The sequence below is a fragment of the Streptomyces sp. P9(2023) genome, assembly GCF_032436795.1.
Classification (GTDB): Bacteria; Actinomycetota; Actinomycetes; order Streptomycetales; family Streptomycetaceae; genus Streptomyces.
Genome location: NZ_JAUPWM010000008.1, coordinates 272,178 through 295,246, shown reverse-complemented (window position 1 = coordinate 295,246; position 23,069 = coordinate 272,178). Strand labels below are relative to the sequence as shown.

Sequence of the window (23,069 nt, the reverse complement as noted above, 5' to 3'; positions counted from 1 at the left end):
CGACCGCTCCCCGCGCTTCTTCTCTTCTACGGCGTCCCGGCGTCAGCCGAGCTTCGAGACGTCCCGGACCGCGCCCTTGTCCGCGCTCGTCGCCATCGCCGCGTACGCCCGCAGCGCCGCCGAGACCTTGCGCTCGCGGTTCTTCGGGGCGTAGACCCCGCCCAGCGCCTCGCGGCGGGCCGCCAGCGTCGCGTCGTCGACCAGCAGCTCGATCGCCCGGCCCGGGATGTCGATACGGATCCGGTCACCGTCCTCGACCAGCGCGATCGTGCCGCCCGACGCCGCCTCCGGCGAGGCGTGGCCGATCGACAGACCCGACGTACCGCCCGAGAAGCGGCCGTCCGTCACCAGCGCGCAGGTCTTGCCCAGGCCCCGGCCCTTGAGGAAGGACGTCGGGTAGAGCATCTCCTGCATGCCCGGGCCGCCGCGCGGGCCCTCGTAGCGGATGACGACCACGTCGCCGTCCTTGACCTGCTTGTTCAGGATCTTCTCGACGGCCTCGTCCTGCGACTCGCAGACGACGGCCGGGCCCTCGAAGGTCCAGATCGACTCGTCCACGCCGGCCGTCTTCACGACACAGCCGTCGACGGCCAGGTTGCCGCGCAGGACCGCGAGTCCGCCGTCCTTCGAGTACGCGTGGGCCGCGTCGCGGATGCAGCCGCCGGCCGCGTCCGTGTCCAGGGTGTCCCAGCGCTCGGACTGCGAGAAGGCGGTCGCCGAGCGGACGCAGCCGGGGGCCGCGTGCCACAGCTCGACGGCCTCCTCGGAGGGGGAGCCGCCGCGGACGTCCCAGGTCTCCAGCCACTCCTTGATGGAGCGGGAGTGGACGGTGTGGACGTCCTCGTTGAGGAGCCCGGCGCGGTACAGCTCGCCGAGGATGGCCGGGATGCCGCCGGCGCGGTGGATGTCCTCCATGTAGTACGTGCCGCCGGGCGCCACGTTCGGCGCGACCTTGGCCAGGCACGGCACGCGGCGCGAGATCGCGTCCATGTCGGACAGGCCGTAGTCCAGTTCGGCCTCCTGGGCGGCGGCCAGCAGGTGCAGGATCGTGTTGGTCGAGCCGCCCATGGCGATGTCCAGGGCCATGGCGTTCTCGAAGGCCGCGCGGGTCGCGATCGAGCGCGGCAGGACCGAGTCGTCGTCCTCGTCGTAGTAGCGACGGGTGATGTCGACGACCGTGCGGGCCGCGTTCTCGTACAGCGCCCTGCGGGCGGTGTGGGTGGCGAGGACCGAGCCGTTGCCGGGGAGGGAGAGGCCGATGGCCTCGGTCAGGCAGTTCATCGAGTTGGCGGTGAACATGCCGGAACAGGACCCGCAGGTCGGGCAGGCGTTCTCCTCGATACGGAGGATGTCCTCGTCCGAAATCTTGTCGTTGACGGCGTCGGAGATCGCGTCGACCAGGTCGAGCGTACGGACCGTGCCGTCGACCAGCGTGGCCTTGCCGGACTCCATCGGGCCGCCGGAGACGAAGACCGTCGGGATGTTGAGGCGCAGGGCCGCGTTCAGCATGCCGGGGGTGATCTTGTCGCAGTTGGAGATGCAGATCAGGGCGTCGGCGCAGTGCGCCTCGACCATGTACTCCACGCTGTCCGCGATCAGGTCGCGGGAGGGGAGGGAGTACAGCATGCCGCCGTGGCCCATCGCGATGCCGTCGTCGACCGCGATCGTGTTGAACTCGCGCGGGATGGCGCCCGCCGCCGTGATGGCCTCGGAGACGATCCGGCCGACCGGCTGGAGGTGGGTGTGGCCGGGGACGAACTCGGTGAAGGAGTTGGCGACGGCGATGATCGGCTTCCGGCCGATGTCCGCGCCGGGTACACCGGAGGCGCGCATAAGGGCGCGTGCGCCCGCCATGTTGCGGCCGTGGGTGACTGTGCGGGACCTCAGCTCGGGCATCGTCGCTCGCTCCTCAGTGATGGTCTAGGGATGCTCAGGGATGGGTGTGCTTGCTGTCGAGCGTACGCCGACCGCCCAAGACGTGGACGGTCTGTCCGCATGTCGGACGCGGTGTTCAGCCTTCGGGCGTCAGGACTTGGGGGCCGAATCCGTGAGGTAGCGCTGGAGCGTCGGGGCGACGTGGGCCACGATCTCCTCCGGGTCGGCTGAGGCCATCGGCTCGACCTGGATGACGTACCGCAGGATCGCGATCCCGATCATGTGGGAGGCGGCGAGCTCGGCACGGAACTTCGGGTTCGGTACGTCGAGGTCGGCGGCGATCCGCTCCAGGAGCCGCCGCAGGACGAAGCCGCGCAGCACCTTCGCCGCCGCCTCGTGGGTCAGCGCGGAGCGGACGATCGCGAGGAGCGGGGCGCGGCTGACCGGGTTCTCCCAGACGCCGATGAAGTAGCGGGCGAGCCGCTCGCCGATCTCGTCGCGGGGACCGCCGAGGATCGCGGGAAGGACGAGGGCCGGCTCGAAGGAGACCTCGATCGCGGCGGCGAAGACCTCGTCCTTCGTACCGAAGTAGTGGTGCACGAGCGCCGGGTCCACCCCCGCCGCCTTGGCGATGCCGCGCACGGAGGTCTTGTCGTAGCCGCGCTCGGCGAACTGCGCGCGGGCGGCCTCCAGGATGCGCTCGCGGGCTCCGGGTCCGCTCTCCTCCTCCGTACGGGAGGGGCGGCCGCGGCGGCGCGGGGCCTCGGGCGACGGCCCGGTCATGGGCGGCGCACTCCGGAGGGCCTGGAGGGGTTGCCGGGCCTGGAGGGCCTGGCGGCGGAGGCCAGGTGGAGGCGGGTGAAGGCGAGGGCCTCGGCGAGGTCGGCCTCGCGTTCGGCCGCCGACATGGCGCGCCGGGTGTTGACCTCGATGACGACGTGGCCGTCGAAGCCGGTGAGCGCGAGGCGCTCCAGGAGCTCCGCGCAGGGCTGGTTGCCGCGGCCGGGCACGAGGTGCTCGTCCTTGGCCGAGCCCTTGCCGTCGGCGAGGTGGACGTGGCCGAGGCGGTCGCCCATGCGGTCGATCATGGCGAGGGCGTCCGTGCGGGCGGTGGCGGTGTGCGAGAGGTCGACCGTGAAGTGGCGGTAGTCGTCCTTGGTGACGTCCCACTCGGGGGCGTACGCGAGCATCTCGCGGTCCTTGTACCGCCAGGGGTACATGTTCTCGACGGCGAACCGTACGTCCGTCTCGTCGGCCATCCGCCAGATCCCGGTGACGAAGTCACGGGCGTACTGGCGCTGCCAGCGGAACGGTGGGTGGACGACGACGGTGGACGCGCCGAGCTTCTCGGCGGCCGCCTGGGCGCGCTGGAGCTTGGTCCAGGGATCGGTGGACCAGACGCGCTGGGTGATCAGCAGGCAGGGCGCGTGGACGGCGAGGATGGGGACCTGGTGGTAGTCCGAGAGCCGGCGCAGGGCCTCGATGTCCTGACTGACCGGATCGGTCCACACCATGATCTCTACGCCGTCGTAGCCGAGGCGCGCGGCGATCTCGAAGGCCGTCGCCGTCGACTCCGGATAGACCGAGGCCGTCGACAGCGCGACCTTCGCATCCGGGATGCGCACGACTGGTTCTGCCACGAAGGACAGGGTACGGGGCGGGGCGGTGACCGGGGAGGTGGTTCCGGTCACGGTGGGGGCGTGGGCGGGGGCGGCGGGGGGCGTGGGCGGGGCGGCGGGGGCGTGGGCGGGTCGCTTCGGGCTGCCCCGGGAGGGTGCCCGGGGGCTGCCGGGGGCTGCCCGGGGCCTGCCCGGGGCCTCGTCACCAGCACGCGCGCGTGGCGGTGCGGGGGCCTCACGCGCGCGTGGCGGGCGGGCGGGCGCTGCACGCGCGCGTGGTGGTCTGGCGATGGTTACTCCTCCGGGAGGTGGTCCAGGCGGCGCAGGATCACGCCCTCGCGGAGCGCCCAGGGGCAGATTTCCAGTTCGTCGACGCCGAAGAGGTCCATCGCGGCCTCGGCCACCAGCGCGCCCGCGAGCAACTGGGGGGCGCGGCCCTCGGAGACGCCCGGCAGGTCCGCGCGCTGTTCGGAGGTCATGACGGTGAGCTTGGGGACCCACTCCTCCAGGGACCTGCGGGTCAGCAGGCGCTCGGCGTAGAGGCCCTCCCCGGAGCCGGGGGCGCCCGCGATCCGGGCCAGCTGCTTGAAGGTCTTGGACGTGGCCACGACATGGTCGGGCTTCCCGAAGCGGCTGAACTCGCCCACCGTACGGGCGATCTGGGCGCGTACATGACGACGCAGCGCCCGCACGTCCGCCACCTCGGCCGGGTCGCCGGGCAGCCAGCCGGAGGTCAGCCGGCCCGCGCCGAGCGGCAGCGAGACCGCCGCGTCCGGCTCCTCGTCGATGCCGTACGCGATCTCCAGCGAACCGCCGCCGATGTCGAGGAGGAACAGCTTGCCCGCCGACCAGCCGAACCAGCGGCGGGCGGCCAGGAAGGTGAGCCGCGCCTCCTCCTCGCCGGTGAGGACCTGGAGGTCGACGCCCGTCTCGTCCCTGACCCGGGCCAGGACGGCGTCCGCGTTCGTCGCCTCGCGCACCGCCGACGTCGCGAACGGCAGCACCTCCTCGCAGCCCTTGTCCTCGGCGGCGTACAGGGCGCCCCGGACGGTCGCGATGAGCCGCTCCACCCCGCCGGGGGCGATGGCACCGCCGTCGTCGAGGAGCTCCGCCAGCCGCAGCTCCGCCTTGTGGGAGTGGGCGGGCAGCGGACGGGCGCCGGGGTGGGCGTCCACCACCAGCAGGTGCACTGTGTTCGAACCGACGTCGAGGACTCCGAGTCTCATGGACGGAACGCTACTGCGCCCGCACGCATACGCTTGTCGTGTGCCAAAGACGAAAAAGGCGAAGCCGGACAAAGACAGCGGCCGCGACAGCGCCACGAAGGCTCCCAAGCCCCCCAAGGACCATCAGACCTCCTCGACGACCTCTCCGAGCTCCAAGAAGCAGGGCAAGGCCTCCGCGAAGGGCGTCGGGCCGGACGAGAAGGGGCTCGACTTCGCGCGTGCCTGGGTCGAGTTCCCGGACCCGGCGGACGACGAGCAGGTCTTCCGCTGCGACCTGACCTGGCTCACCTCGCGCTGGAGCTGCATCTTCGGCAGCGGCTGCCAGGGCATCCAGGCGGGCCGCGCCGACGACGGCTGCTGCACGCTCGGCGCGCACTTCTCCGACGAGGACGACGAGAAGCGGGTCGCCTCGTACGTGGACCGGCTCACGCCCGATCTGTGGCAGTTCCACGACGTCGGCACGGAGACGGGCTGGGTCCAGCTCGACGACGACGGCGACCGGCAGACCCGCCGCTGGAAGGGGTCCTGCATCTTCCAGAACCGCCCCGGCTTCGCCGGCGGCGCCGGGTGCTCACTGCACATCCTGGCCCTGAAGGAGGGCAAGGAGCCGCTGGAGACCAAGCCGGACGTCTGCTGGCAGCTGCCGGTGCGCCGGACGTACGACTGGATCGAGCGGCCCGACGACACCCGGATCCTGCAGGTGTCGATCGGCGAGTACGACCGGCGGGGCTGGGGTCCCGGCGGTCACGACCTGCACTGGTGGTGCACGTCGGCGACCTCCGCGCACGGCGCCGGGGATCCGGTGTACGTGACGTACCGGCCGGAGCTGACCGAGCTGATGGGCAAGGCGGCGTACGACGTACTGGTGGAGCTGTGCGAGGCGCGGCTGGCCGCCCAGCTGCCGCTGGTGGCTCCGCACCCGGCGGATCCGGTCGCGCGCTAGCCGGCGGATATTGGATATCGGATCCGAGACATTGGATCCAGAACATCGGATCCAGGATGTTGGATCCGATATCCGTCCGGGAGTCGGGCGATGGACAGCGGGCCCCGGATATTGGATCCAGTGTGTTGGATCCAATATCCGGGGCCCGTTTCTATGACGGCGGTGGGGAGTCCGAGCCGGTCGGGGTTGCCGGGTCCGTGGACTGGGTGGGCTCGGTCGTCGGGGTCGGCTCCGTCGTCGGCGGCTCGGTCGTCGGCTCTTCCGTCGGCGGGGGTGTCGTCGGCTCCTCCGTGGTCGGCGGGGGTGTCGTCGGTTCTTCCGTCGTCGGCGGCGGGGTGGTCGGCTCCTCGGTGCTCGGCGGGGGGTCCGTCGTCGGGGGTACCGGGGTGGTGGCCCCGCGGCCGTCGATACGGACGACGGCGCCCGAGGGGTTCACGCCGACCCGGGCGGACCAGGCGCCGGCCGGTTCGCGGGAGTGGTCCACGGAGATCCGTACCGTCACCGACTCGCCCGGACGCAGGGTGCCCGAGGCCTGGCTCACGTACAGCCAGGGCGCGTCCGACCAGAGCGACCAGGCGACCGGCGAGCCGCCCGAGGCGGTGAGGGTGAGCAGTGTCGTGTTGCCGTCGCCGTGCGCCGCGACAGTGATCCGGCCGGGGCCGGCCTGCCCGGGCACGGTCGGCCCGACCGGCCCGCCCGGGCTGATCACCTCGACCGACACGTCCGGGGAGCGGCTGCCCTGGGTGAAGCGCGGGTCGGGGGTGGTACGGGCGTTGCCGGTGTTCTCGTAGTGGTCGTACGGGGAGCCGTCGAGGCCCGCCGGGTCGTCCGCCTCGCGCGCGGTGACCGGGGCGCCGGCGCGGGCCTCGCCCGTGACGGGGCCGCCGCGGTACGAGGCCCAGAGGGCGAGCACCGGGGCCGCGACCACGGCCGCCACGACGGTGGTCGTCACCGCGCGGGCCCGCATCCGGTCGCGGCGGGCCGCGTGGTCCTTGGGGTCGAGGGGGAAGCCGGCCGGTCCGAAGCGCGGCGCCCCCGCACGCGCGCGTGGGACGTGCAGCATCGCCATGTACGCGGCCGCTCTGGGCGCCTCGACCAGCGGGAGCCGGGCCGGGGTGGGGCTCGTCGCGCCGGGCCACGGGCCACTCGCGCCCGCCCGTTCGGCGGCGCGGCGGCAGCGCGGACAGTCGTCGACGTGACGGACGAGTTCGGCGCGCAGGGCGGCGGAGAGCAGCACCTGGTGGTCACCGGTGAGCCGGGCGACGGTGGGGCAGTTGCCGGTTTCGACGACGGCGAGCGCGGCGCGGGTGCGCTCGACCTCGCAGGCGGCCGAGGAGAGCAGTTCCCGGGCGGCGAGCGGGTCGAGGGAGAGGACGGCGGCGACCTCGCGGTGGCCGAGGCCGTGCCGGACGGCGAGTTCGAGCGCCTCGCGCTGCTCGGGGGTGGTGCCGGCGGCCTCGGGCCAGGCGAGCAGGGCCAGTTCGGCGCGGCGCCGCTCGGCCAGCTCCTCGGAGACCCGGGGCTGCTCGGGCGCGGCGACGACCGGCCGGCCGGTGTGCGCGCCCTGCCGCTTGCGGCGCTGTTCGCCGAGGCTGCGCAGGCAGGCCCAGCGGGCGAGCGCGTAGAGCCAGGCCTTGCGCCCGTCCTCGTCGGACGGGCACCGGCCGCGGTGGCGCTCGGCGACGGCGAGGACGTCGCCGAGGACGGCGGTCGCGGCGTCGTGGTCGCAGAGCACGGAGAGGCAGTAGGTGAACAGGCCGTCCAGATACGCCTCGTAGCGGGCGGGCGGGTGCTGACCGAGGGTGCGGGGACTTTCGGCCGCCCGCCGGTGCGCCCGGTGTGCGCCGGTGGTGTGGGTGGGGGATTCCAGCCTGCTGCTCGTCACTGGGCGACCGTAGGCAGGACGGGGCGGACTCTTCGTACCGCTTGAACACTTTTAATCCTTACGGGTGAAGGTATCCCTCAAAAGGGGACAGGAACCAGGCATTCCGCTGCCGTGGGAGCCGTGGGCGGGCCGGTCGGCTCCCGGCTCCGCGTCCGTTGTCAGTGGGGACGGCTACGGTGTGGCGCATGGCTGCCCGTACGAAATCCGCCAAGGACAGGCCGTCCTACCGCTGCACCGAATGCGGCTGGACGACCGCCAAATGGCTCGGCCGTTGCCCCGAGTGCCAGGCCTGGGGGACGGTCGAGGAGTACGGCGCGCCCGCAGTCCGCACCACCGCCGCCGGCCGGGTCTCCACCGCCGCGCTCCCGATCGGTCAGGTCGACGTCCGCCAGGCCACCGCGCGTTCGACGGGCGTGGACGAGCTGGACCGGGTCCTCGGCGGCGGGCTCGTGCCCGGCGCGGTCGTCCTGCTCGCGGGCGAGCCCGGCGTCGGGAAGTCCACGCTGCTCCTCGACGTCGCCGCGAAGGCGGCGAGCGACGAGCACCGCACGCTGTACGTGACCGGTGAGGAGTCCGCGAGCCAGGTCCGGCTGCGGGCCGACCGGATCAACGCGCTGAACGACCATCTCTACCTGGCCGCCGAGACCGACCTGTCCGCCGTCCTGGGGCACCTCGACGCCGTCAAGCCGTCCCTGCTGGTCATGGACTCGGTGCAGACCGTCGCCTCTCCGGAGATCGACGGGGCGCCGGGCGGCATGGCCCAGGTGCGCGAGGTCGCCGGAGCGCTCATCCGGGCCTCCAAGGAGCGGGGCATGTCCACGCTCCTCGTCGGCCACGTCACCAAGGACGGCGCCATCGCCGGTCCCCGCCTCCTGGAGCACCTGGTCGACGTCGTGCTGAGCTTCGAGGGCGACCGGCACGCGCGCCTGCGGCTCGTCCGCGGCGTGAAGAACCGGTACGGGGCGACGGACGAGGTCGGCTGCTTCGAGCTGCACGACGAGGGGATCACGGGCCTGACCGACCCGTCCGGCCTCTTCCTGACCCGCCGCGACGTGGCCGTGCCCGGCACCTGTCTGACCGTGACCCTGGAGGGCCGCCGGCCGCTGGTGGCCGAGGTGCAGGCGCTCACCGTCGACTCCCAGATCCCGTCGCCCCGGCGGACCACCTCGGGTCTGGAGACCTCCCGGGTCTCGATGATGCTGGCCGTCCTTGAGCAGCGCGGCCGGATCAGCGCGCTCGGGAAGCGGGACATCTACTCGGCGACGGTGGGCGGCGTGAAGCTCTCCGAGCCGGCCGCCGACCTGGCGATCGCCCTCGCGCTCGCCTCGGCGGCGAGCGACACGCCGCTGCCGAAGAACCTGGTGGCGATCGGTGAGGTGGGGTTGGCGGGGGAGGTCCGGCGGGTTACGGGGGTGCAGAGGCGGTTGGCGGAGGCGCATCGGCTTGGGTTCACGCACGCGTTGGTGCCGGTGGATCCGGGCAAGGTCCCTGCGGGCATGAAGGTGACCGAGGTGGCGGATATGGGGGACGCGCTTCGGGTACTGCCTCGGGGGAGGCGGCCTTCCGAGGGGGGCTGAGAGCCTCCGGGGCTCGGTGTGGGGGGCTGAAAGGGCGCCGCGTGGCGTTGGGCCCACCCTCCCCCCGGACTCCGTCCGGGGGGACCCCCAGCCCTGCGGAACGATTGCCCACAACCGGGGTCGCTAGACTTTGCCCTGGTCTCGCCCATCCGTACGAGCCGGAGGAGAGCAGTGGCAGCCAAGGACGGGAACGAAGCGCTGATGCGCGCGGCCCTCAGCGCGGTCGCTCCCGGCACCGCTCTGCGTGACGGCCTCGAGCGCGTTCTGCGGGGAAACACCGGCGGTCTGATCGTGCTGGGCCTGGACAAAACGGTCGACTCGATGTGCACCGGCGGCTTCGTGCTGGACGTGGAGTTCACCGCGACCCGACTGCGTGAGCTGTGCAAGCTCGACGGCGGACTCGTCCTCGACAAGGACATCTCCAAGATCCACCGGGCCGGTGTCCAGCTCGTCCCGGACGCCTCCATCCACACCGAGGAGACCGGCACCCGGCACCGCACCGCCGACCGGGTCTCCAAGCAGTGCAACTTCCCGGTCGTCTCCGTCTCCCAGTCGATGCGGCTCATCGCGATCTACGTGAACGGCGAGCGCCGCGTCCTGGAGGAGTCCGCCGCGATCCTCTCCCGTGCCAACCAGGCGCTCGCGACCCTGGAGCGGTACAAGCTCCGTCTCGACGAGGTCGCCGGCACGCTCTCCGCGCTGGAGATCGAGGACCTGGTGACCGTCCGGGACGTCACGGCCGTCGCCCAGCGGCTGGAGATGGTCCGCCGGATCGCCACCGAGATCGCCGAGTACGTCGTCGAGCTCGGCACCGACGGCCGGCTTCTCTCGCTCCAGCTCGACGAGTTGATCGCGGGCGTGGAGCCCGAGCGGGAGCTCGTCGTACGGGACTACGTGCCCGAGCCCACGGCCAAGCGCTCGCGCACGGTCACGGAGGCGCTCACCGAGCTCGACGCGCTCACCCACGCCGAGCTCCTCGAACTGCCCATCGTGGCGCGGGCCCTGGGCTACAGCGGCTCCCCCGAGACCCTCGACTCCGCCGTCTCCCCGCGCGGCTACCGGCTGCTCGCCAAGGTCCCGCGGCTGCCCGGCGCGATCATCGAGCGGCTGGTGGAGCACTTCGGCGGCCTGCAGAAGCTGCTCGCGGCCAGCGTCGACGACCTCCAGACCGTCGACGGCGTCGGCGAGGCCCGGGCGCGCAGCGTCCGCGAGGGCCTGTCGCGGCTCGCGGAGTCCTCGATCCTGGAGCGGTACGTCTAGGGGCGGACCGTTTTGACGAGAAGGGGCGGTACGGGTTTCCGTACCGCCCCTTCTCGCACCGTCCGTCCGTAACGTCAGTCCGTACCGTCCGTCCGTACCGTCCGTCCGTACCGTCAGTCCTTGGCCAGCGTGAACGAGGCCGGGAGCACCTTCGCGCCCGGTACCGCGGCCTCCACCAGGTACGTTCCCGGACCGACCGGGCCCGCCGGGGCGGTGGCGCACTCCGGGGCGCTCCGGGCGCGGTCCCACTCCACGGTGTGCGTGATCGTCGAGCCCGACGGGATCCGGAGGTGGACGGCGTCGGCCGGGCGCGGGCAGTCCTTCGAGGACCAGACCTCGTCGTCCTGGGCGTCACTGATCGTCAGGACCGCGTTCCTGGGGCCGAAATCGGCCTTGCACTCGGCGGCCGAGGTGTTCTTGGCGACCAGCTGGAACCGCGGCTTCTCACCCGGCGCGTACGAGACCTTGGCGCTGCGCAGCGTCAACTGCAGTGCTCCGGGCGCACAGTTCGGCAGCGGAGAATTGGCCGGAACCTGCTGTCCCGCGCTCGTCCCCGCGCCGCCGTCGCCGCCCCCGCCGTCCGTGTCGCCGTTCTTGCCGCCGCCCTCGGCACCGGAGTCGGCACCCGTGCCCGAGCCGGTGCCCGCGTCCGTACCGCTGCCGCCGCTGCCGCCGCCGTCGCCACCGGAGTTCTCACCGGAGTCGCCCGACTCGTCGCGTCCGCCCGGCTGTTCACCGATCGCGGGACCGGAACCCGAGGGCCCGGGGGTGATCGAGGGCGCGGGAGAAGAGCCGTTGGCGGCGTCGTTGGTCTTCTTCCCGCCCCCGCCACCGGTGGTGACGAACCAGACGCCGACCAGCGCCATGAGGGCGATCAGGCACAGCGCGACCGCCCTCCGTCGCCAGTAGATGGAGGAGGGAAGCGGCCCGACCGGATTGCGCAGTGATCCCACGCCACGAACCTTACGAGAGATCGGCGCCAACTCCCGCCCCACCCGCCGCCCCAGGCATCAAGTTTTGCCGATGATCACATCCACACCACTTTCGTAGGGGGTGGATGTGGTCCTTCGGCTCGGGTGCCGGTCGCCGGTCGGCGCCTAGCGTCGCCGACCATGGACAACCTTCCTGACCACTCCAGCCTCTCCGGCCTCTCCGGCCTCTCCGGCCTCTCCGACGATCTCTATCTCGACGTCGCGGACTTCGCCCACGCCACCCCACGTTGGATCCAACTGCTCGCCGAGGTGTGGACGGAGGCCGGACTGCTGCTCTTCGGCGTGCTGTTCGTGGCCGGCTGGTGGCGGGCGAGGTCGGGCACGAACGGCGCGATGGCGCTCGCGCTGCTCGCCCCGCTCGCGACCGCCTTCGGGTACGTGGTGAGCGAGGTGCTCAAGTCGGTGGTGGACGAGGAGCGTCCGTGCCGGGCGGTCGCGGGGGCGCCGGCCTCGCTCCTACCGTGCCCGCCGACCGGCGACTGGTCCCTCCCCAGCAACCACGCCGCCATCGCCGGTGCGGCGGCGGTCGCGCTCGTGCTGTCCTGGCGCGGGATCGGCTGGCTGACCGTGCCGATGGCGCTGCTCATGGCGTTCTCGCGGGTCTTCGTCGGCGTCCACTACCCGCACGACGTGGTCGTCGGCCTGCTGCTCGGCGGGGTGGTCGCTCTCCTGGTCGTCAAGGGCGCGGACCGGCCCGTCCGGGCGCTGGTGGAGACGGCGCGGTCGAGCGGGAACGGCGCGGTGGTGTGGTGCGCGGGGCGCGGGCCGCGCCCGCACGCCTCCACGCGCCCCGGGGGCGTGCGCGACGGCGCGTACTGAACGTGGGTCGGACGTGCCAGGATCGGGGGTGCGATGACTTCCACCGATGCCTCTTCCTCCGTTTCCCCCGCCGTTCCCTCCGCCGGGTCCTTCGCGTGCGAAGCCCCGGCCGCCGCGGCAGCCCCCGCCGAGCTGCACGGGCCCGTCCTCGCCTGGTTCGACCGGCACGCCCGCGACCTGCCCTGGCGGCGCCCCGAGGCGGGGGCGTGGGGCGTGATGGTCAGCGAGTTCATGCTCCAGCAGACCCCGGTCGTACGGGTCCTGCCGGTGTACGAGCAGTGGCTGGCGCGCTGGCCACGCCCGGCCGACCTGGCCGCCGACGCGCCCGGCGAGGCCGTCCGCGCCTGGGGCCGGCTCGGCTATCCGCGGCGCGCCCTGCGGCTGCACGCGGCCGCGGTGGCCATAACGGAGCGGCACGGCGGCGATGTGCCGAGCGAGCACGCGGCGCTGCTCGCGCTGCCCGGGATCGGGGAGTACACGGCGGCGGCGGTCGCCTCGTTCGCGTACGGGCAGCGGCATCCGGTCCTGGACACGAACGTGCGCCGGGTGTTCGCCCGGGCGGCGACGGGCGTGCAGTACCCGCCGAACGCCACGACCGCCGCCGAGCGCAGGCTCGCGCGGGAGCTCCTGCCGCAGGAGGAAGGAACGGCGGCGCGCTGGGCCGCGGCCTCGATGGAGCTGGGCGCGCTGGTGTGCACGGCGAAGAACGAGGACTGCGGGCGGTGCCCGATCGCCGACCGGTGCGTGTGGCGGCTGGCCGGTAAGCCGGCCCACGACGGGCCGGCCCGGCGCGGGCAGACGTACGCGGGCACGGACCGGCAGGTGCGGGGGCGGCTGCTGGCCGTTCTGCGGGAGTCGGTGGGGGCGGTGTCGCAGGCGGCCTTGGATGCGGTGTGGGAGGAGCCGGTTCAGCGGGCGCGCGCGCTGGACGGGTTGGTCGCGGACGGGCTCGTCGAGCCCCTGGACGACGGCCAGTACCGCTTGCCGCAGGCCTGACGCGGTTCCGGGTACGGGGCCTGGACGGCGGCCCTGTCCGGCGCGACGGCCTCGGGGTGCGGGTCGGGCCCATGAGCGGAGCGCGCCCGCATGGGCGCCGTCCCCGTGTGCCCACCCTCCCCCAAGCTCTCGGCTTCGCTCGAGCAGGGGGGACCCCCATCGCCCCAGCGGGACGATTGCCCACACGGGGGGGTGGGGAGGCGGGACCACCGCCCACACGGGGAGTGGGCCGGGGTGGGTGGGTAGCGCTCTAGCGGGGCCGTTGCCCCGCTCTAGCGGGGCGGCCGTTGCCCCAGAACAGACCCCTCCCCTTACCCACTTCTCCCCCCTGTTACACAACCGATGGGCAGCCGTGCGTCCGTCGAGGGCTGGGGCGGACAGCCTCGTGACAACAGCTCCGTAGCGTCATCGACGTCAAGCAAACGAGCTGGTCACGGGGATGGAGGCGGTCGGTATGTCGCACGGCGAGGTGCTCGACTTCGAGGAGTACGTACGGACTCGGCAGGACGCGCTGCTGCGCAGTGCCCGCCGTCTCGTGCCCGACCCCGTCGACGCACAGGACCTTCTCCAGACCGCCCTCGTCCGCACGTACGGCCGCTGGGACGGCATCGCCGACAAGTCGCTCGCCGACGCCTACCTCCGCCGGGTGATGATCAACACCCGCACCGAGTGGTGGCGCGCCCGCAAGCTCGACGAGGTCCCCACCGAGCAGCTGCCCGACGCGTCCGTCGACGACGCCACCGAGCAGCACGCCGACCGCGCGCTGCTCATGGACATCCTCAAGGTGCTCGCCCCGAAGCAGCGCAGTGTCGTCGTCCTGCGCCACTGGGAACAGATGAGTACGGAGGAGACGGCGGCCGCGCTCGGCATGTCGACGGGTACGGTGAAGTCCACGCTCCACCGCGCCCTGGCCCGACTGCGGCAGGAACTGGAGAGCCGTGGCGTCGAGGACGCCCGTGCTCTGGAGCGCTCGACCGTACGACGTGACGAACGGGGGCAGGACCGGTGCGCGGCCTAGGCGCCAGACACGACGTCCACGACGACAACGTCCAGAACGACAAGGTCCACGACGGCGGCCACGGGTCCGGCGGCCCGCGCCGCCGGACCCCCCGGACCCTCCAGGCGGCGAGCATCACGGCGGTGGCCGTGCTCGCCGCCATCGGGCTGTTCCTGTCCGCCTGCTCCACCGGCGGTACGGGCTCCCGCGACGAGGGTGCGGCCCGCGCCGACGGGGTGGCCTCGACCGCCCCGGCCTCCCCGAAGGCCTCCGGCTCCGCCTACGCGAGCCGGCCGCCCGCGAAGCGGGTCGACCCGATCGCGCTGATCAAGGCCGACCCGAAGATCGGGGAGCGGCTGAAGGCGGATCTGAAGCCCTGCGTCGCGGACGCGTACCCGGTGGACACCTCGTACGGGAACCTGACCGGCGGGCCCTCGCCCGATGTCGTCGTCAACGTGATGACCTGCGGTGACGCCGTCGGTATCGGCACATACGTGTACCGCGAGGACGGCGACGGGTACAAGAACGTCTTCATGGCCGAGGACGCGGCCGTGTACGCCACGATCGACCGGGGCGACCTGGTCGTGACGAAGCAGGTCTACGCGAAGGGCGACCCGGTGGCCTACCCGTCGGGCGAGGACGTGATCACGTACCGCTGGGCGGGGAACAAGTTCTCCCAGCACGACTGGGTGCGCAACGACTACAGCCGCGCGGTCGGCGACGGTGGCGTCGACGGCCCCGCGACGGCCGAACCGAGCGGCAGCTGAACAGGAACGGTGAAGTGAGAGGGCGCGTCATGGCCGAGACCCATGTGCTGTTCGTCGAGGACGACGACGTCATCCGCGAGGCCACCCAGCTCGCGCTGGAGCGGGACGGTTTCGTGGTGACCGCCATGCCCGACGGTCTGTCGGGCCTTGAGGCGTTCCGGGCGGACCGGCCGGACATCGCGCTGCTCGACGTGATGCTGCCGGGGATGGACGGCGTGAGTCTGTGCCGCCGTATCCGTGACGAGTCGACCGTGCCCGTGATCATGCTGTCCGCGCGCGCCGACTCCATCGACGTCGTCCTCGGTCTGGAGGCCGGCGCCGACGACTACGTGACCAAGCCCTTCGACGGGTCCGTGCTGGTGGCCCGGATCCGGGCCGTCCTTCGCCGCTTCGGCCACGCCGGCGGTCCGGCGGCCGGCGAGCAGGGGCAGGGCGAGTCGCTCCAGGGCCCACTGCTCGTCTTCGGGGACCTGGAGGTCGACACCGAGGGCATGGAGGTCCGCAGGGGCGGCGAGCCGGTGGGGCTGACCCCGACCGAGATGCGGCTGCTGCTGGAGTTCTCGTCCGCGCCGGGCACGGTCCTGTCCCGGGACAAGCTCCTGGAGCGGGTCTGGGACTACGGCTGGGGCGGCGACACCCGGGTGGTGGACGTCCACGTGCAGCGGCTGCGTACCAAGATCGGCCAGGACCGGATCGAGACCGTCCGCGGCTTCGGCTACAAGCTCAAGGGATGAGCACCCTTGATCCCGATGCCTGACAAGCCCGAGAAGCCCGAGAAGCAGGTCCGTAGGTGAAGCCGCCCACCCTCCGTACCGGCGTCCGCTGGAAGATCGCCGTCGCCATCGCGGCCGTGGGCGCCCTGATCGCGGTCACGCTGAGCCTTGTCGTGCACAACTCCGCCCGGGTCTCGATGCTCGACAACGCGCGCGAGGTGCAGATGGAGCGGCTCCTCTTCGCGCAGCGGATGTACGAGAGCTCCAAGCCGAAGGAGCCCCGCTTCGGCACCAAGATCAACGACCCGATGCTGCCGCCCCAGCTCGACCAGCTGATGCGCGACAAGCGGCGCGGCACGTACGTCCAGGAGCACAGCCACGGCGGCCCGCCCGACGTCTGGGCGGCCGTGCCGCTGGCCAACGGCGACGTGCTGTCCCTGCACATACCGTTCGCCGACCGCAGCGCGACGATCATGAAGGACCTGGACCGGGCCCTGATCATCGGGTCCGTCTCCGTCGTCTTCGGCGGCTGCGCGCTCGGTGTGCTCATCGGCGGCCAGCTCTCGCGCAGGCTGCGCAAGGCCGCGGCGGCGGCCGGCCGGGTCGCGCAGGGCAACACGGAGGTACGGGTACGGGACGCGATCGGCGGAGTCGTCCGCGACGAGACCGACGAGCTGGCCCGCGCGGTGGACGCGCTGACCGATGCCCTGCAGGAGCGGATCGAGGCCGAGCGCCGGGTCACCGCCGACATCGCGCACGAGCTGCGCACCCCGGTGACCGGGCTGCTCACGGCGGCCGAGCTGCTGCCGCCGGGGCGCCCCACCGAACTCGTACGGGACCGGGCGCAGGCCATGCGGACGCTGGTCGAGGACGTTCTGGAGGTCGCCCGGCTCGACAGCGCCTCCGAGCGGGCCGAGCTGCAGGAGATCGCGCTCGGGGAGTTCGTGGAGCGGCGGGTGCGGGCGCTCGACCCGGACGTGATCCTGCACGTGGTGCATGAGTCCTGGGTGAGCACCGACCCGCGGCGCCTGGAGCGGATCCTCGGCAACCTGCTCGCGAACGCGGCCAAGCACGGCAAGCCGCCGGTCGAGGTCACGGTCGAGGGCCGGGTGGTACGGGTCAGGGACCACGGCCCCGGCTTCCCCGAGGCGCTGCTCCGCGAGGGCCCGAGCCGGTTCCGTACCGGCGCGAGCGACCGCGCGGGGCAGGGGCACGGGCTCGGCCTGACGATCGCGGCGGGGCAGGCCCGGGTTCTCGGGGCGCGGCTCACGTTCCGTAACGCCGCTCCCGAGGGCACTCCGGAGGGGGCGGGCGGCGCGATCGCGGTGCTCTGGCTGCCGGACCACGCGCCGACGAACACGGGCAGCTTCCCGATGATCAAGTTCGCGGACTGACCTACGTACGTGGACTGACCTACGTACGTACATACGCGAGGGCCCCGGCACAGTGCGTGCGCCGGGGCCCTCTCGCGTACAGGCAGGTCGGAGTCAGACCGCCTCGGCGACCTTCGCCTCCGCGCCGTCCGCCTCCGGCTTCTTCTCCGGTCCGGCGCCGCGCAGGGCGACCTCCTTGACCAGGAAGGCGAGGACGAAGCCGACGACCGCGATCGCCGCGCCCACCAGGAAGGCGGAGTGCGTGCCGGCGGCCACCGCGTGCTGGTACGCCTCACGCAGCTCCTCCGGCAGCTTCGCCAGGGAGGCCGCGTCGAGCTGGGCGGACTGCTGGGTCAGCGCGGAGCCGCCGCTCGCCGCCATCTCGTCCTGGACGCGGCTGGTGAAGAGCGCGCCCATGATCGCGACGCCGAAGGAGGAGCCGAGCGTACGGAAGAGGGTGGTCGAGGAGGAGGCGACGCCCATGTCCTTCATCTCGACGCTGTTCTGCGCGACGAGCATCGTGATCTGCATCAGGAAGCCCATGCCGGCGCCGAGCACCGCCATGTAGATCCCGGAGGTGAGGCGGGAGGTGCCGGTGTCCATCTGCGCGAGCAGGAACAGACCGACCACCATCAGCGCCGTACCGATGATCGGGAAAATCTTGTACTTGCCGCTGTTGGTGGTGATCCGGCCGGAGACCAGCGAGACGACCATCATCGCGAGCAGCATCGGCAGGAGCAGCAGACCGGAGTTGGTGGCCGAGGCGCCCTGCACGGACTGCTGGAAGAGCGGCAGGAAGAGCACGGCGCCGAACATCACGAAGCCGGTGAGGAAGCCGATCACCGACATGAGGGTGAAGTTGCGGCTGCGGAAGATGTGCAGCGGGACGACCGGGTCGGCGGCGCGGGTCTCGGCCCAGAGGAAGGCGGCGAGTGCGAGGACACCGGTGACCGAGAGGCCGACGATGGTCGCGGAGCCCCAGGCGTACTCCGTACCGCCCCAGGTGGTGACCAGGACGATCGCGGTGATGCCGACGGTCAGCAGCCCGGCGCCGAGGAAGTCGATCCGGGTGGAGCGGTCGCGCTCCTTCTTCGGCAGGTGGAGCACGGCGGAGACCATCGCGAGGGCGACGATGCCGAGCGGCACGTTGATGTAGAACGACCAGCGCCAGCCCCAGTGGTCGGTGATGGTGCCGCCGACCAGCGGTCCGCCGATCATGGCGAGGGCCATCACGCCGGCCATCATGCCCTGGTACTTGCCGCGCTCACGGGGCGGTATCAGGTCGCCGATGATCGCCATGACGCCGACCATCAGACCGCCGGCGCCCAGGCCCTGGACGGCGCGGAAGCCGATGAGCTGGCCCATGTCCTGGGCCATGCCGCTGAGCACCGAACCGATCAGGAAGATCACGATCGAGGTGAGGAAGACGCCCTTGCGGCCGAACATGTCGCCGAGCTTGCCCCAGATCGGGGTGGAGGCGGCGGTGGCGAGGGTGTAGGCCGTGACCACCCAGGAGAGGTGCGCCAGGCCGCCGAGCTCGCCGACGATGGTCGGCATCGCGGTGCCGATGATCATGTTGTCGAGCATCGCGAGCAGCATCGCGATCATCAGGGCGAGGAGGACGACGCGGACGCTGCGCGGCTGCTGCTCCGCCCCCTCGGCCGTCTTCGGTTCGGGTGTCGTCGTCATGTCCCCTGCTCCCGGCACCCGCCTGGGTGCTTACTTGCCGACCGGCTAGTTACTACACTGGGAAGGTAGACGTGTAACTAGCCGGGCGTCAAGTAAGTAAGAGTGTGTGGGAGCGAGCAGACCATGGCCAGAGGCAACACCCGCCAGCGCATCCAGGACGTGGCTCTCGAACTCTTCGCCGAGCAGGGGTACGAGAAGACCTCACTGCGTGAGATCGCCGAGCGGCTCGACGTCACGAAGGCCGCGCTGTACTACCACTTCAAGACCAAGGAAGACATCCTCATCGGGCTCTTCCAGGACCTCACCCGCCCCATGGACGAGCTGATCGAGTGGGCGCGGACACAGCCGCGCACGCTGGAGACCCGCCGGGAGGTCCTGCGCCGTTACCAGCGGGCGCTGCTCGACGCGGCCCCGCTCTTCCGCTTCATGCAGGAGAACCAGGCCACGGTGCGTGAGCTGAGCATCGGGCTCACGTTCAAGGAGCGCATGATCGAGCTGACGGGCCTGGTGCAGGAGCAGGACTTCGCGATGGCCGACCGGGTGCGGTGCGTCAGCGCGATCTTCACGCTGCACGCGGGCACGTTCTTCATGCAGAACGTCGAGGGCGACACCGAGGAGAAGCACGAAGCCGTCCTCGAGGTCGCCCTCGATCTGCTGAGCCAGGCGCATCACGCGCCGTAGGCTTTTTTTACGCGTCTACGGTCAGATGCTGACGCCGACGGAGCGCAGGAACGCGGCCGGGTTGAGCGAGGACCCGTAGTTCGGAGTCTTACGGATCTCCAGGTGCAGGTGCGGGCCGGAGGAGTTGCCGGTGTTGCCGGACAGGGCGATCCTCTGGCCGGCCGCGATCTTCTGGCCGACGGTGACCTGCGCCTTCGACAGGTGCGCGTACTGCGAGTACTTGCCGTTGGCGTGCTTGACGACGACGGCGACTCCGTAAGCCGCGCCGTCGACGTTCGTCCCGGCCTTCACGACGGTGCCGGCGCCTACGGCCTTGACCGGAGTGCCCTGCGGGACGGCGAAGTCCTGGCCGGAGTGCTTGTTGGCCCACATGGCGCCGCCCTGGTTGTAGCTGGCGGTCAGGGTGTAGCCACCGACCGGCTTGACCCAGGAGGGGGCCTTCTTGGCGGCGACCGCAGCGGCCTTGACCTTGACGGTCTTGGCGACGGCCGCCTTCTTCGCGGCGGCCGCCTTCTTCGCGGCGGCGGCCTTCTGGGCGGCCGCGAGCTTCGCAGTGGCGGCGTGGGCCTGGGCATCGGCCTGCGCGGCGACGGCAGCGGACGCACCGGTCGCGGCAGTCGCGATGGTGGCCTTGCCCTCGGCGGCGAAGGCGGACCCTGCTCCGGCCACCAGCGACACTCCCAGACCCGCGGTGGCGAGAGCGACGGCGGCGACTCGGGCGGCGGGGTTCATAACGCGCTTCGACATACGGGGGAAAACCTCCGGACAGAACGGGACCCGACGCGAGCGGTGCGCCGGGCGGGCTGTTGCTCATCCTTGGTAACCCGGACCCCCATCCGGCGTAAAACCCCCCATCTACGACATTGCGTCGTAGTGGTGGGCAGGGGTGTTCAACTCTTGACGACCCCGGACCCCCATCCACGAAATCGGACAAACCGACCCAAGAGAAGCGGTTTATCCGCACGTGGAGCCGCCCGAAACGGACCTACAGGCCACTTCCGGCACGGTTCGGGTCCCTTCGGGGCCAAAGTCCCGGCGCGAGCGCCCTGAACGTCCCGAAAGAACACCAAACGGCAGCACTATTCCGGTTAGTACCCCTCGAAACGCCTGTGCGCCTTGTCACGGCGGGCGGTGCGGCAATGGGACCTGGGTCACGCAACCAAGGCCTGTCGAACGCCGTCCACGACTACGCTGACGACGATTGGTCAGCGAGCACGGCTGCTTCGGGGGACGCACGTGGATCCAGCACTCATCGGCCTGCGACTCGCTTCGACGGCGATGGGCCCACTGGTACGAAAACTCCTGGTCAGAGGCGCTCCGGGGGCCGGCCTGACCGGTGCGCGCAAGCCCGTCCGGCTCTCGGGGCTCGTCTCCTTCCGCGGCGAGAAGCGCACGCTCACGGCGAAGGACGTCCGCAGGCTCGCCGCGACGCTGGTCGAGCGCTCGGTGGCGGGCCCGGGCGAGCCCCCGTTCCCCGCCGACGAGACCGAGGCGCTGACGGATGCGCTGGCCACGACCCTGCTCGCCCTCGGCGACCTCGACATGGACGACGTCCAGGCGGTCAGCCTCGGCGCCCCGTCCCTGGCCCGCGCCCTGCGCACGGCGGCCCCGGCCCCGGACGGCCTGTCGACGGACTCCGTCCTCTTCCTCGACTCGCTCACGGAGTGGGCCTGCGTACAGATCCTGGAGTTCTTCACCCAGCGGTCGACGTTCGTGGCCCGGTCGCTGGTGGAGCAGACCCGGGGCCAGGCGGAGCTGACGGCCAAGGTGGACGAGGTCATCCGCCGTACGCCCCGGCTGGACGCGCGGGACGCGGCGTTCGAGCGGCGCTACCTCGCGTACGTGGCGAAGAAGCACGGCAGCCTGACGATCTACGGGGTGGACCTGCGGGACTCGCCGGAGAAGTGGCCGCTGGACGTGGCCTACCTGTCGCTGGAGGCGACGGGGACGTTCTCCGACCTGATGGCGGCGAAGGGCTGGGCGCTGCTGGCCGAGATCGAGAACGCGTGCGTGCTGATGGACCCGGGCTCCCCGGAAGAAGGCGCACTCCTGCGTCAAAGGAACGAGGCGCACCACGCCCTCACCTACGCGGGCGGCCGCGCCGACCAAGCCCTCGCCCAGGAGGACAAAGTGCTGCTGCGCGGGCTCGCCGGCTCCGGGAAGACGACGCTCGTCCAGTGGCTGGCCGTCTCCGCCACGCGCGCGGACCTGGCCGACGACATGGCGTACCTCCGTAACCGGATCCCGTTCGTCCTGCCCCTCCGCACCCTCACCCGGCACGGCGAGCGGCTGCCCGCCCCCGACCGTTTCCTCGCCGCCGTCGGCTGCCCGCTCTCCCCGCCCGAGGGCTGGGCCGACCGGGTCCTCGCCGCCGGGCGCGGCCTGGTCCTGATCGACGGCATCGACGAGATCCCCGAGGCCGAGCGGGAGCGCGCCCGCCGCTGGCTGCGCGACCTCCTCGACTCCTACGGCGGCAACCGCTGGCTCGTGACCTCCCGCCCCACCGCCGTACGCGACGACTGGCTGGCCTCCGACGGCTTCACCGAGCTCACCCTCGCCCCGATGTCCACCGCCGAGGTAGCCACCTTCGTCCGCCGCTGGCACCGGGCGGCGGGGCCGGAGGCAGCACCGTACGAGCAGCCCCTCCTGGACGCCCTGCGCACCACCTCCGAGGTCGCCCAGCTCGCCACCAACCCGCTGATGTGCGGACTGATCTGCGCCCTGCACCGCAACCGCCGGGGTTTTCTGCCGCGCGGTAGGAAGGCGCTGTACGACGCGGCCCTTTCGATGCTCCTCACCCGCCGGGACCGCGAGCGGGACATGGCCACGCCGTACGGGATCGAGCTGGGCGAGGCCCCGCAGATCCAGCTGATCCAGCGGATCGCGTACTGGCTGACCCTCAACGGCCGCACGACGATGGACCGTTCACACGCGGAGTCGGTCGTACGGGAGGCGGTGCCGGCCATCACCGAGGCGGCCGGATACGACCCGGGAGCGGTCTTCACGCACCTTCTCCACCGCAGCGGTCTCCTGCGCGAACCGACCGAGGAGACGGTCGACTTCGTGCACCGCACCTTCCAGGACTACCTGGCGGCGAAGGCCCTGGTGGACCGCTGGGTGCTGAGCGAAACAATCGGCAGCGCCAAGAGCCTGCAGACGCGGGGGTCCCTCGTCCGGGTCCTGGAGTCGCTCCCCGTCGACAACGAGCTGGAGTTGCTCACCCTGGTCGACTACCCCGAAGGAGGCTTCGGGGTTCTCCGCCACCTGACCGGCCTCAGGGAGCTCACCCTCGGCAGTGTCCCCGCGTTGACCCCGGAGGACTGGCGGGTGCTGACGAGTCTCGGCATGCTCACGGTGCTTTCCATGTCCGACGTGGCGATGTGGGACATGCCGCGCTCAGTGCGGCTGCCGGTGAAGACGCTGCACGTGGACTGCCAACGCGCCTCCGCGCCCCTCGCAGTGATCGGCCGGGCCTTCCCCGAGCTGGAACATCTGCTCCTCTGGGGCTTCCCCGACCCTCAGGCCCACGACCTCTCGCCGCTGGCCTCGCTGCAGCGGCTCAACTACGTGTACGCCGGCGGCGCCCGATTCACCGGCACCGAGCACCTCTCCCCCACCGTCGAACTCCGCACATGAAAAAGGGGCGGCCCCGGACTC

19 protein-coding genes are annotated in these 23,069 nt (G+C 71.9%); 11 read left to right on the top strand and 8 right to left on the bottom strand.

The features are described 5' to 3' along the window. Positions 1 to 42: 42 nt before the first annotated feature. The 4 genes from ilvD to Q5762_RS15225 form a co-directional block, all read right to left on the bottom strand. Complete coding sequence (ilvD, locus tag Q5762_RS15240; protein WP_315892608.1) at positions 43 to 1,896, bottom strand: dihydroxy-acid dehydratase; 1,854 nt, start codon at positions 1,894 to 1,896, stop codon at positions 43 to 45. 129 nt (positions 1,897 to 2,025) lie between these two features. Then, a complete protein-coding gene (locus Q5762_RS15235) occupies positions 2,026 to 2,658 on the bottom strand; it encodes a TetR family transcriptional regulator (RefSeq protein ID WP_315892607.1) in 633 nt (210 codons plus the stop codon). Next, the gene (locus Q5762_RS15230) at positions 2,655 to 3,515 is read right to left on the bottom strand and encodes a sugar phosphate isomerase/epimerase (protein WP_315892606.1); all 861 of its coding nucleotides are present in this window, start codon (positions 3,513 to 3,515) and stop codon (positions 2,655 to 2,657) included. Before Q5762_RS15230 ends, Q5762_RS15235 begins: the two co-directional genes overlap by 4 nt. Positions 3,516 to 3,787: 272 nt before the next feature. Further along, positions 3,788 to 4,720, bottom strand: a complete 933-nt coding sequence (locus tag Q5762_RS15225; RefSeq protein WP_315892605.1) for a Ppx/GppA phosphatase family protein — start codon at positions 4,718 to 4,720, stop codon at positions 3,788 to 3,790. Between the two features lie 40 nt (positions 4,721 to 4,760). Here Q5762_RS15225 and Q5762_RS15220 point away from each other — a divergent pair, with 40 nt between their 5' ends. After that, the gene (locus Q5762_RS15220) at positions 4,761 to 5,663 is read left to right on the top strand and encodes a hypothetical protein (RefSeq protein ID WP_315892604.1); all 903 of its coding nucleotides are present in this window, start codon (positions 4,761 to 4,763) and stop codon (positions 5,661 to 5,663) included. Positions 5,664 to 5,814: 151 nt separating this feature from the next. Here the strand turns inward: Q5762_RS15220 and Q5762_RS15215 are convergent, their stop codons facing one another. Beyond that, complete coding sequence (locus Q5762_RS15215) at positions 5,815 to 7,548, bottom strand: BACON domain-containing protein (RefSeq protein ID WP_315892603.1); 1,734 nt, start codon at positions 7,546 to 7,548, stop codon at positions 5,815 to 5,817. A 185-nt stretch (positions 7,549 to 7,733) separates the two neighbouring features. Here Q5762_RS15215 and radA point away from each other — a divergent pair, with 185 nt between their 5' ends. Both radA and disA read left to right on the top strand, forming a co-directional pair. Continuing rightward, complete coding sequence (gene radA, locus Q5762_RS15210) at positions 7,734 to 9,125, top strand: DNA repair protein RadA (RefSeq protein ID WP_315892602.1); 1,392 nt, start codon at positions 7,734 to 7,736, stop codon at positions 9,123 to 9,125. A 201-nt stretch (positions 9,126 to 9,326) separates the two neighbouring features. After that, entirely contained in the window at positions 9,327 to 10,385 is a 1,059-nt protein-coding gene (gene disA, locus Q5762_RS15205) for a DNA integrity scanning diadenylate cyclase DisA (RefSeq protein WP_315892633.1), read from the top strand. Between the two features lie 113 nt (positions 10,386 to 10,498). Here the strand turns inward: disA and Q5762_RS15200 are convergent, their stop codons facing one another. Continuing rightward, positions 10,499 to 11,338, bottom strand: coding sequence for a hypothetical protein (locus Q5762_RS15200; RefSeq protein WP_315892601.1), 840 nt, complete (start codon positions 11,336 to 11,338; stop codon positions 10,499 to 10,501). A gap of 159 nt (positions 11,339 to 11,497) precedes the next feature. Between Q5762_RS15200 and Q5762_RS15195 the strand changes: the two genes are divergently transcribed. From Q5762_RS15195 to cseC, 6 genes are all read left to right on the top strand, one after another. Next, the gene (locus Q5762_RS15195) at positions 11,498 to 12,196 is read left to right on the top strand and encodes a phosphatase PAP2 family protein (RefSeq protein WP_315892600.1); all 699 of its coding nucleotides are present in this window, start codon (positions 11,498 to 11,500) and stop codon (positions 12,194 to 12,196) included. A gap of 33 nt (positions 12,197 to 12,229) precedes the next feature. Continuing rightward, positions 12,230 to 13,192, top strand: a complete 963-nt coding sequence (locus Q5762_RS15190; RefSeq protein WP_315892599.1) for an A/G-specific adenine glycosylase — start codon at positions 12,230 to 12,232, stop codon at positions 13,190 to 13,192. A 454-nt stretch (positions 13,193 to 13,646) separates the two neighbouring features. After that, a complete protein-coding gene (locus Q5762_RS15185; protein ID WP_158988241.1) occupies positions 13,647 to 14,210 on the top strand; it encodes a SigE family RNA polymerase sigma factor in 564 nt (187 codons plus the stop codon). After that, positions 14,198 to 14,956 carry a hypothetical protein gene (locus Q5762_RS15180; protein WP_399495166.1) on the top strand — a complete coding sequence of 253 codons (759 nt, stop codon included), beginning with the start codon at positions 14,198 to 14,200 and terminating at the stop codon, positions 14,954 to 14,956. Before Q5762_RS15185 ends, Q5762_RS15180 begins: the two co-directional genes overlap by 13 nt. A 29-nt stretch (positions 14,957 to 14,985) precedes the next feature. Next, entirely contained in the window at positions 14,986 to 15,690 is a 705-nt protein-coding gene (gene cseB, locus Q5762_RS15175) for a two-component system response regulator CseB (protein ID WP_315892598.1), read from the top strand. A gap of 56 nt (positions 15,691 to 15,746) precedes the next feature. Then, positions 15,747 to 17,063 (top strand): two-component system sensor histidine kinase CseC, encoded by a 1,317-nt coding sequence (cseC, locus tag Q5762_RS15170; RefSeq protein WP_315892597.1) that lies wholly within the window; start codon positions 15,747 to 15,749, stop codon positions 17,061 to 17,063. Between the two features lie 93 nt (positions 17,064 to 17,156). On the opposite strand, the gene Q5762_RS15165 is transcribed toward cseC, so the two are convergent. Next, on the bottom strand, positions 17,157 to 18,731 hold the full coding sequence (locus Q5762_RS15165; protein ID WP_315892596.1) for an MDR family MFS transporter: 1,575 nt from the start codon (positions 18,729 to 18,731) through the stop codon (positions 17,157 to 17,159). Positions 18,732 to 18,854: 123 nt separating this feature from the next. On the opposite strand from Q5762_RS15165, the gene Q5762_RS15160 reads away from it, so the two are divergent. After that, a complete protein-coding gene (locus Q5762_RS15160; protein ID WP_315892595.1) occupies positions 18,855 to 19,412 on the top strand; it encodes a helix-turn-helix domain-containing protein in 558 nt (185 codons plus the stop codon). Between the two features lie 21 nt (positions 19,413 to 19,433). Here the strand turns inward: Q5762_RS15160 and Q5762_RS15155 are convergent, their stop codons facing one another. Next, the gene (locus Q5762_RS15155; RefSeq protein ID WP_315892594.1) at positions 19,434 to 20,159 is read right to left on the bottom strand and encodes a M23 family metallopeptidase; all 726 of its coding nucleotides are present in this window, start codon (positions 20,157 to 20,159) and stop codon (positions 19,434 to 19,436) included. Positions 20,160 to 20,648: 489 nt separating this feature from the next. Between Q5762_RS15155 and Q5762_RS15150 the strand changes: the two genes are divergently transcribed. After that, the gene (locus tag Q5762_RS15150; protein WP_399495165.1) at positions 20,649 to 23,048 is read left to right on the top strand and encodes an NACHT domain-containing protein; all 2,400 of its coding nucleotides are present in this window, start codon (positions 20,649 to 20,651) and stop codon (positions 23,046 to 23,048) included. The last annotated feature ends 21 nt before the right edge of the window (positions 23,049 to 23,069 follow it).

Bases quoted from the DNA above. Each gene is read 5' to 3' on its own strand.
- ilvD (WP_315892608.1), bottom strand. From the start codon at position 1,896: ATGCCCGAGCTGAGGTCCCGCACAGTCACCCACGGCCGCAACATGGCG.
- Q5762_RS15235 (WP_315892607.1), bottom strand. From the start codon at position 2,658: ATGACCGGGCCGTCGCCCGAGGCCCCGCGCCGCCGCGGCCGCCCCTCC.
- Q5762_RS15225 (WP_315892605.1), bottom strand. From the start codon at position 4,720: ATGAGACTCGGAGTCCTCGACGTCGGTTCGAACACAGTGCACCTGCTG.
- radA (WP_315892602.1), top strand. From the start codon at position 7,734: ATGGCTGCCCGTACGAAATCCGCCAAGGACAGGCCGTCCTACCGCTGC.
- disA (WP_315892633.1), top strand. From the start codon at position 9,327: ATGCGCGCGGCCCTCAGCGCGGTCGCTCCCGGCACCGCTCTGCGTGAC.
- Q5762_RS15195 (WP_315892600.1), top strand. From the start codon at position 11,498: ATGGACAACCTTCCTGACCACTCCAGCCTCTCCGGCCTCTCCGGCCTC.
- Q5762_RS15190 (WP_315892599.1), top strand. From the start codon at position 12,230: ATGACTTCCACCGATGCCTCTTCCTCCGTTTCCCCCGCCGTTCCCTCC.
- Q5762_RS15185 (WP_158988241.1), top strand. From the start codon at position 13,647: ATGTCGCACGGCGAGGTGCTCGACTTCGAGGAGTACGTACGGACTCGG.
- cseB (WP_315892598.1), top strand. From the start codon at position 14,986: ATGGCCGAGACCCATGTGCTGTTCGTCGAGGACGACGACGTCATCCGC.
- Q5762_RS15165 (WP_315892596.1), bottom strand. From the start codon at position 18,731: ATGACGACGACACCCGAACCGAAGACGGCCGAGGGGGCGGAGCAGCAG.
- Q5762_RS15160 (WP_315892595.1), top strand. From the start codon at position 18,855: ATGGCCAGAGGCAACACCCGCCAGCGCATCCAGGACGTGGCTCTCGAA.
- Q5762_RS15155 (WP_315892594.1), bottom strand. From the start codon at position 20,159: ATGTCGAAGCGCGTTATGAACCCCGCCGCCCGAGTCGCCGCCGTCGCT.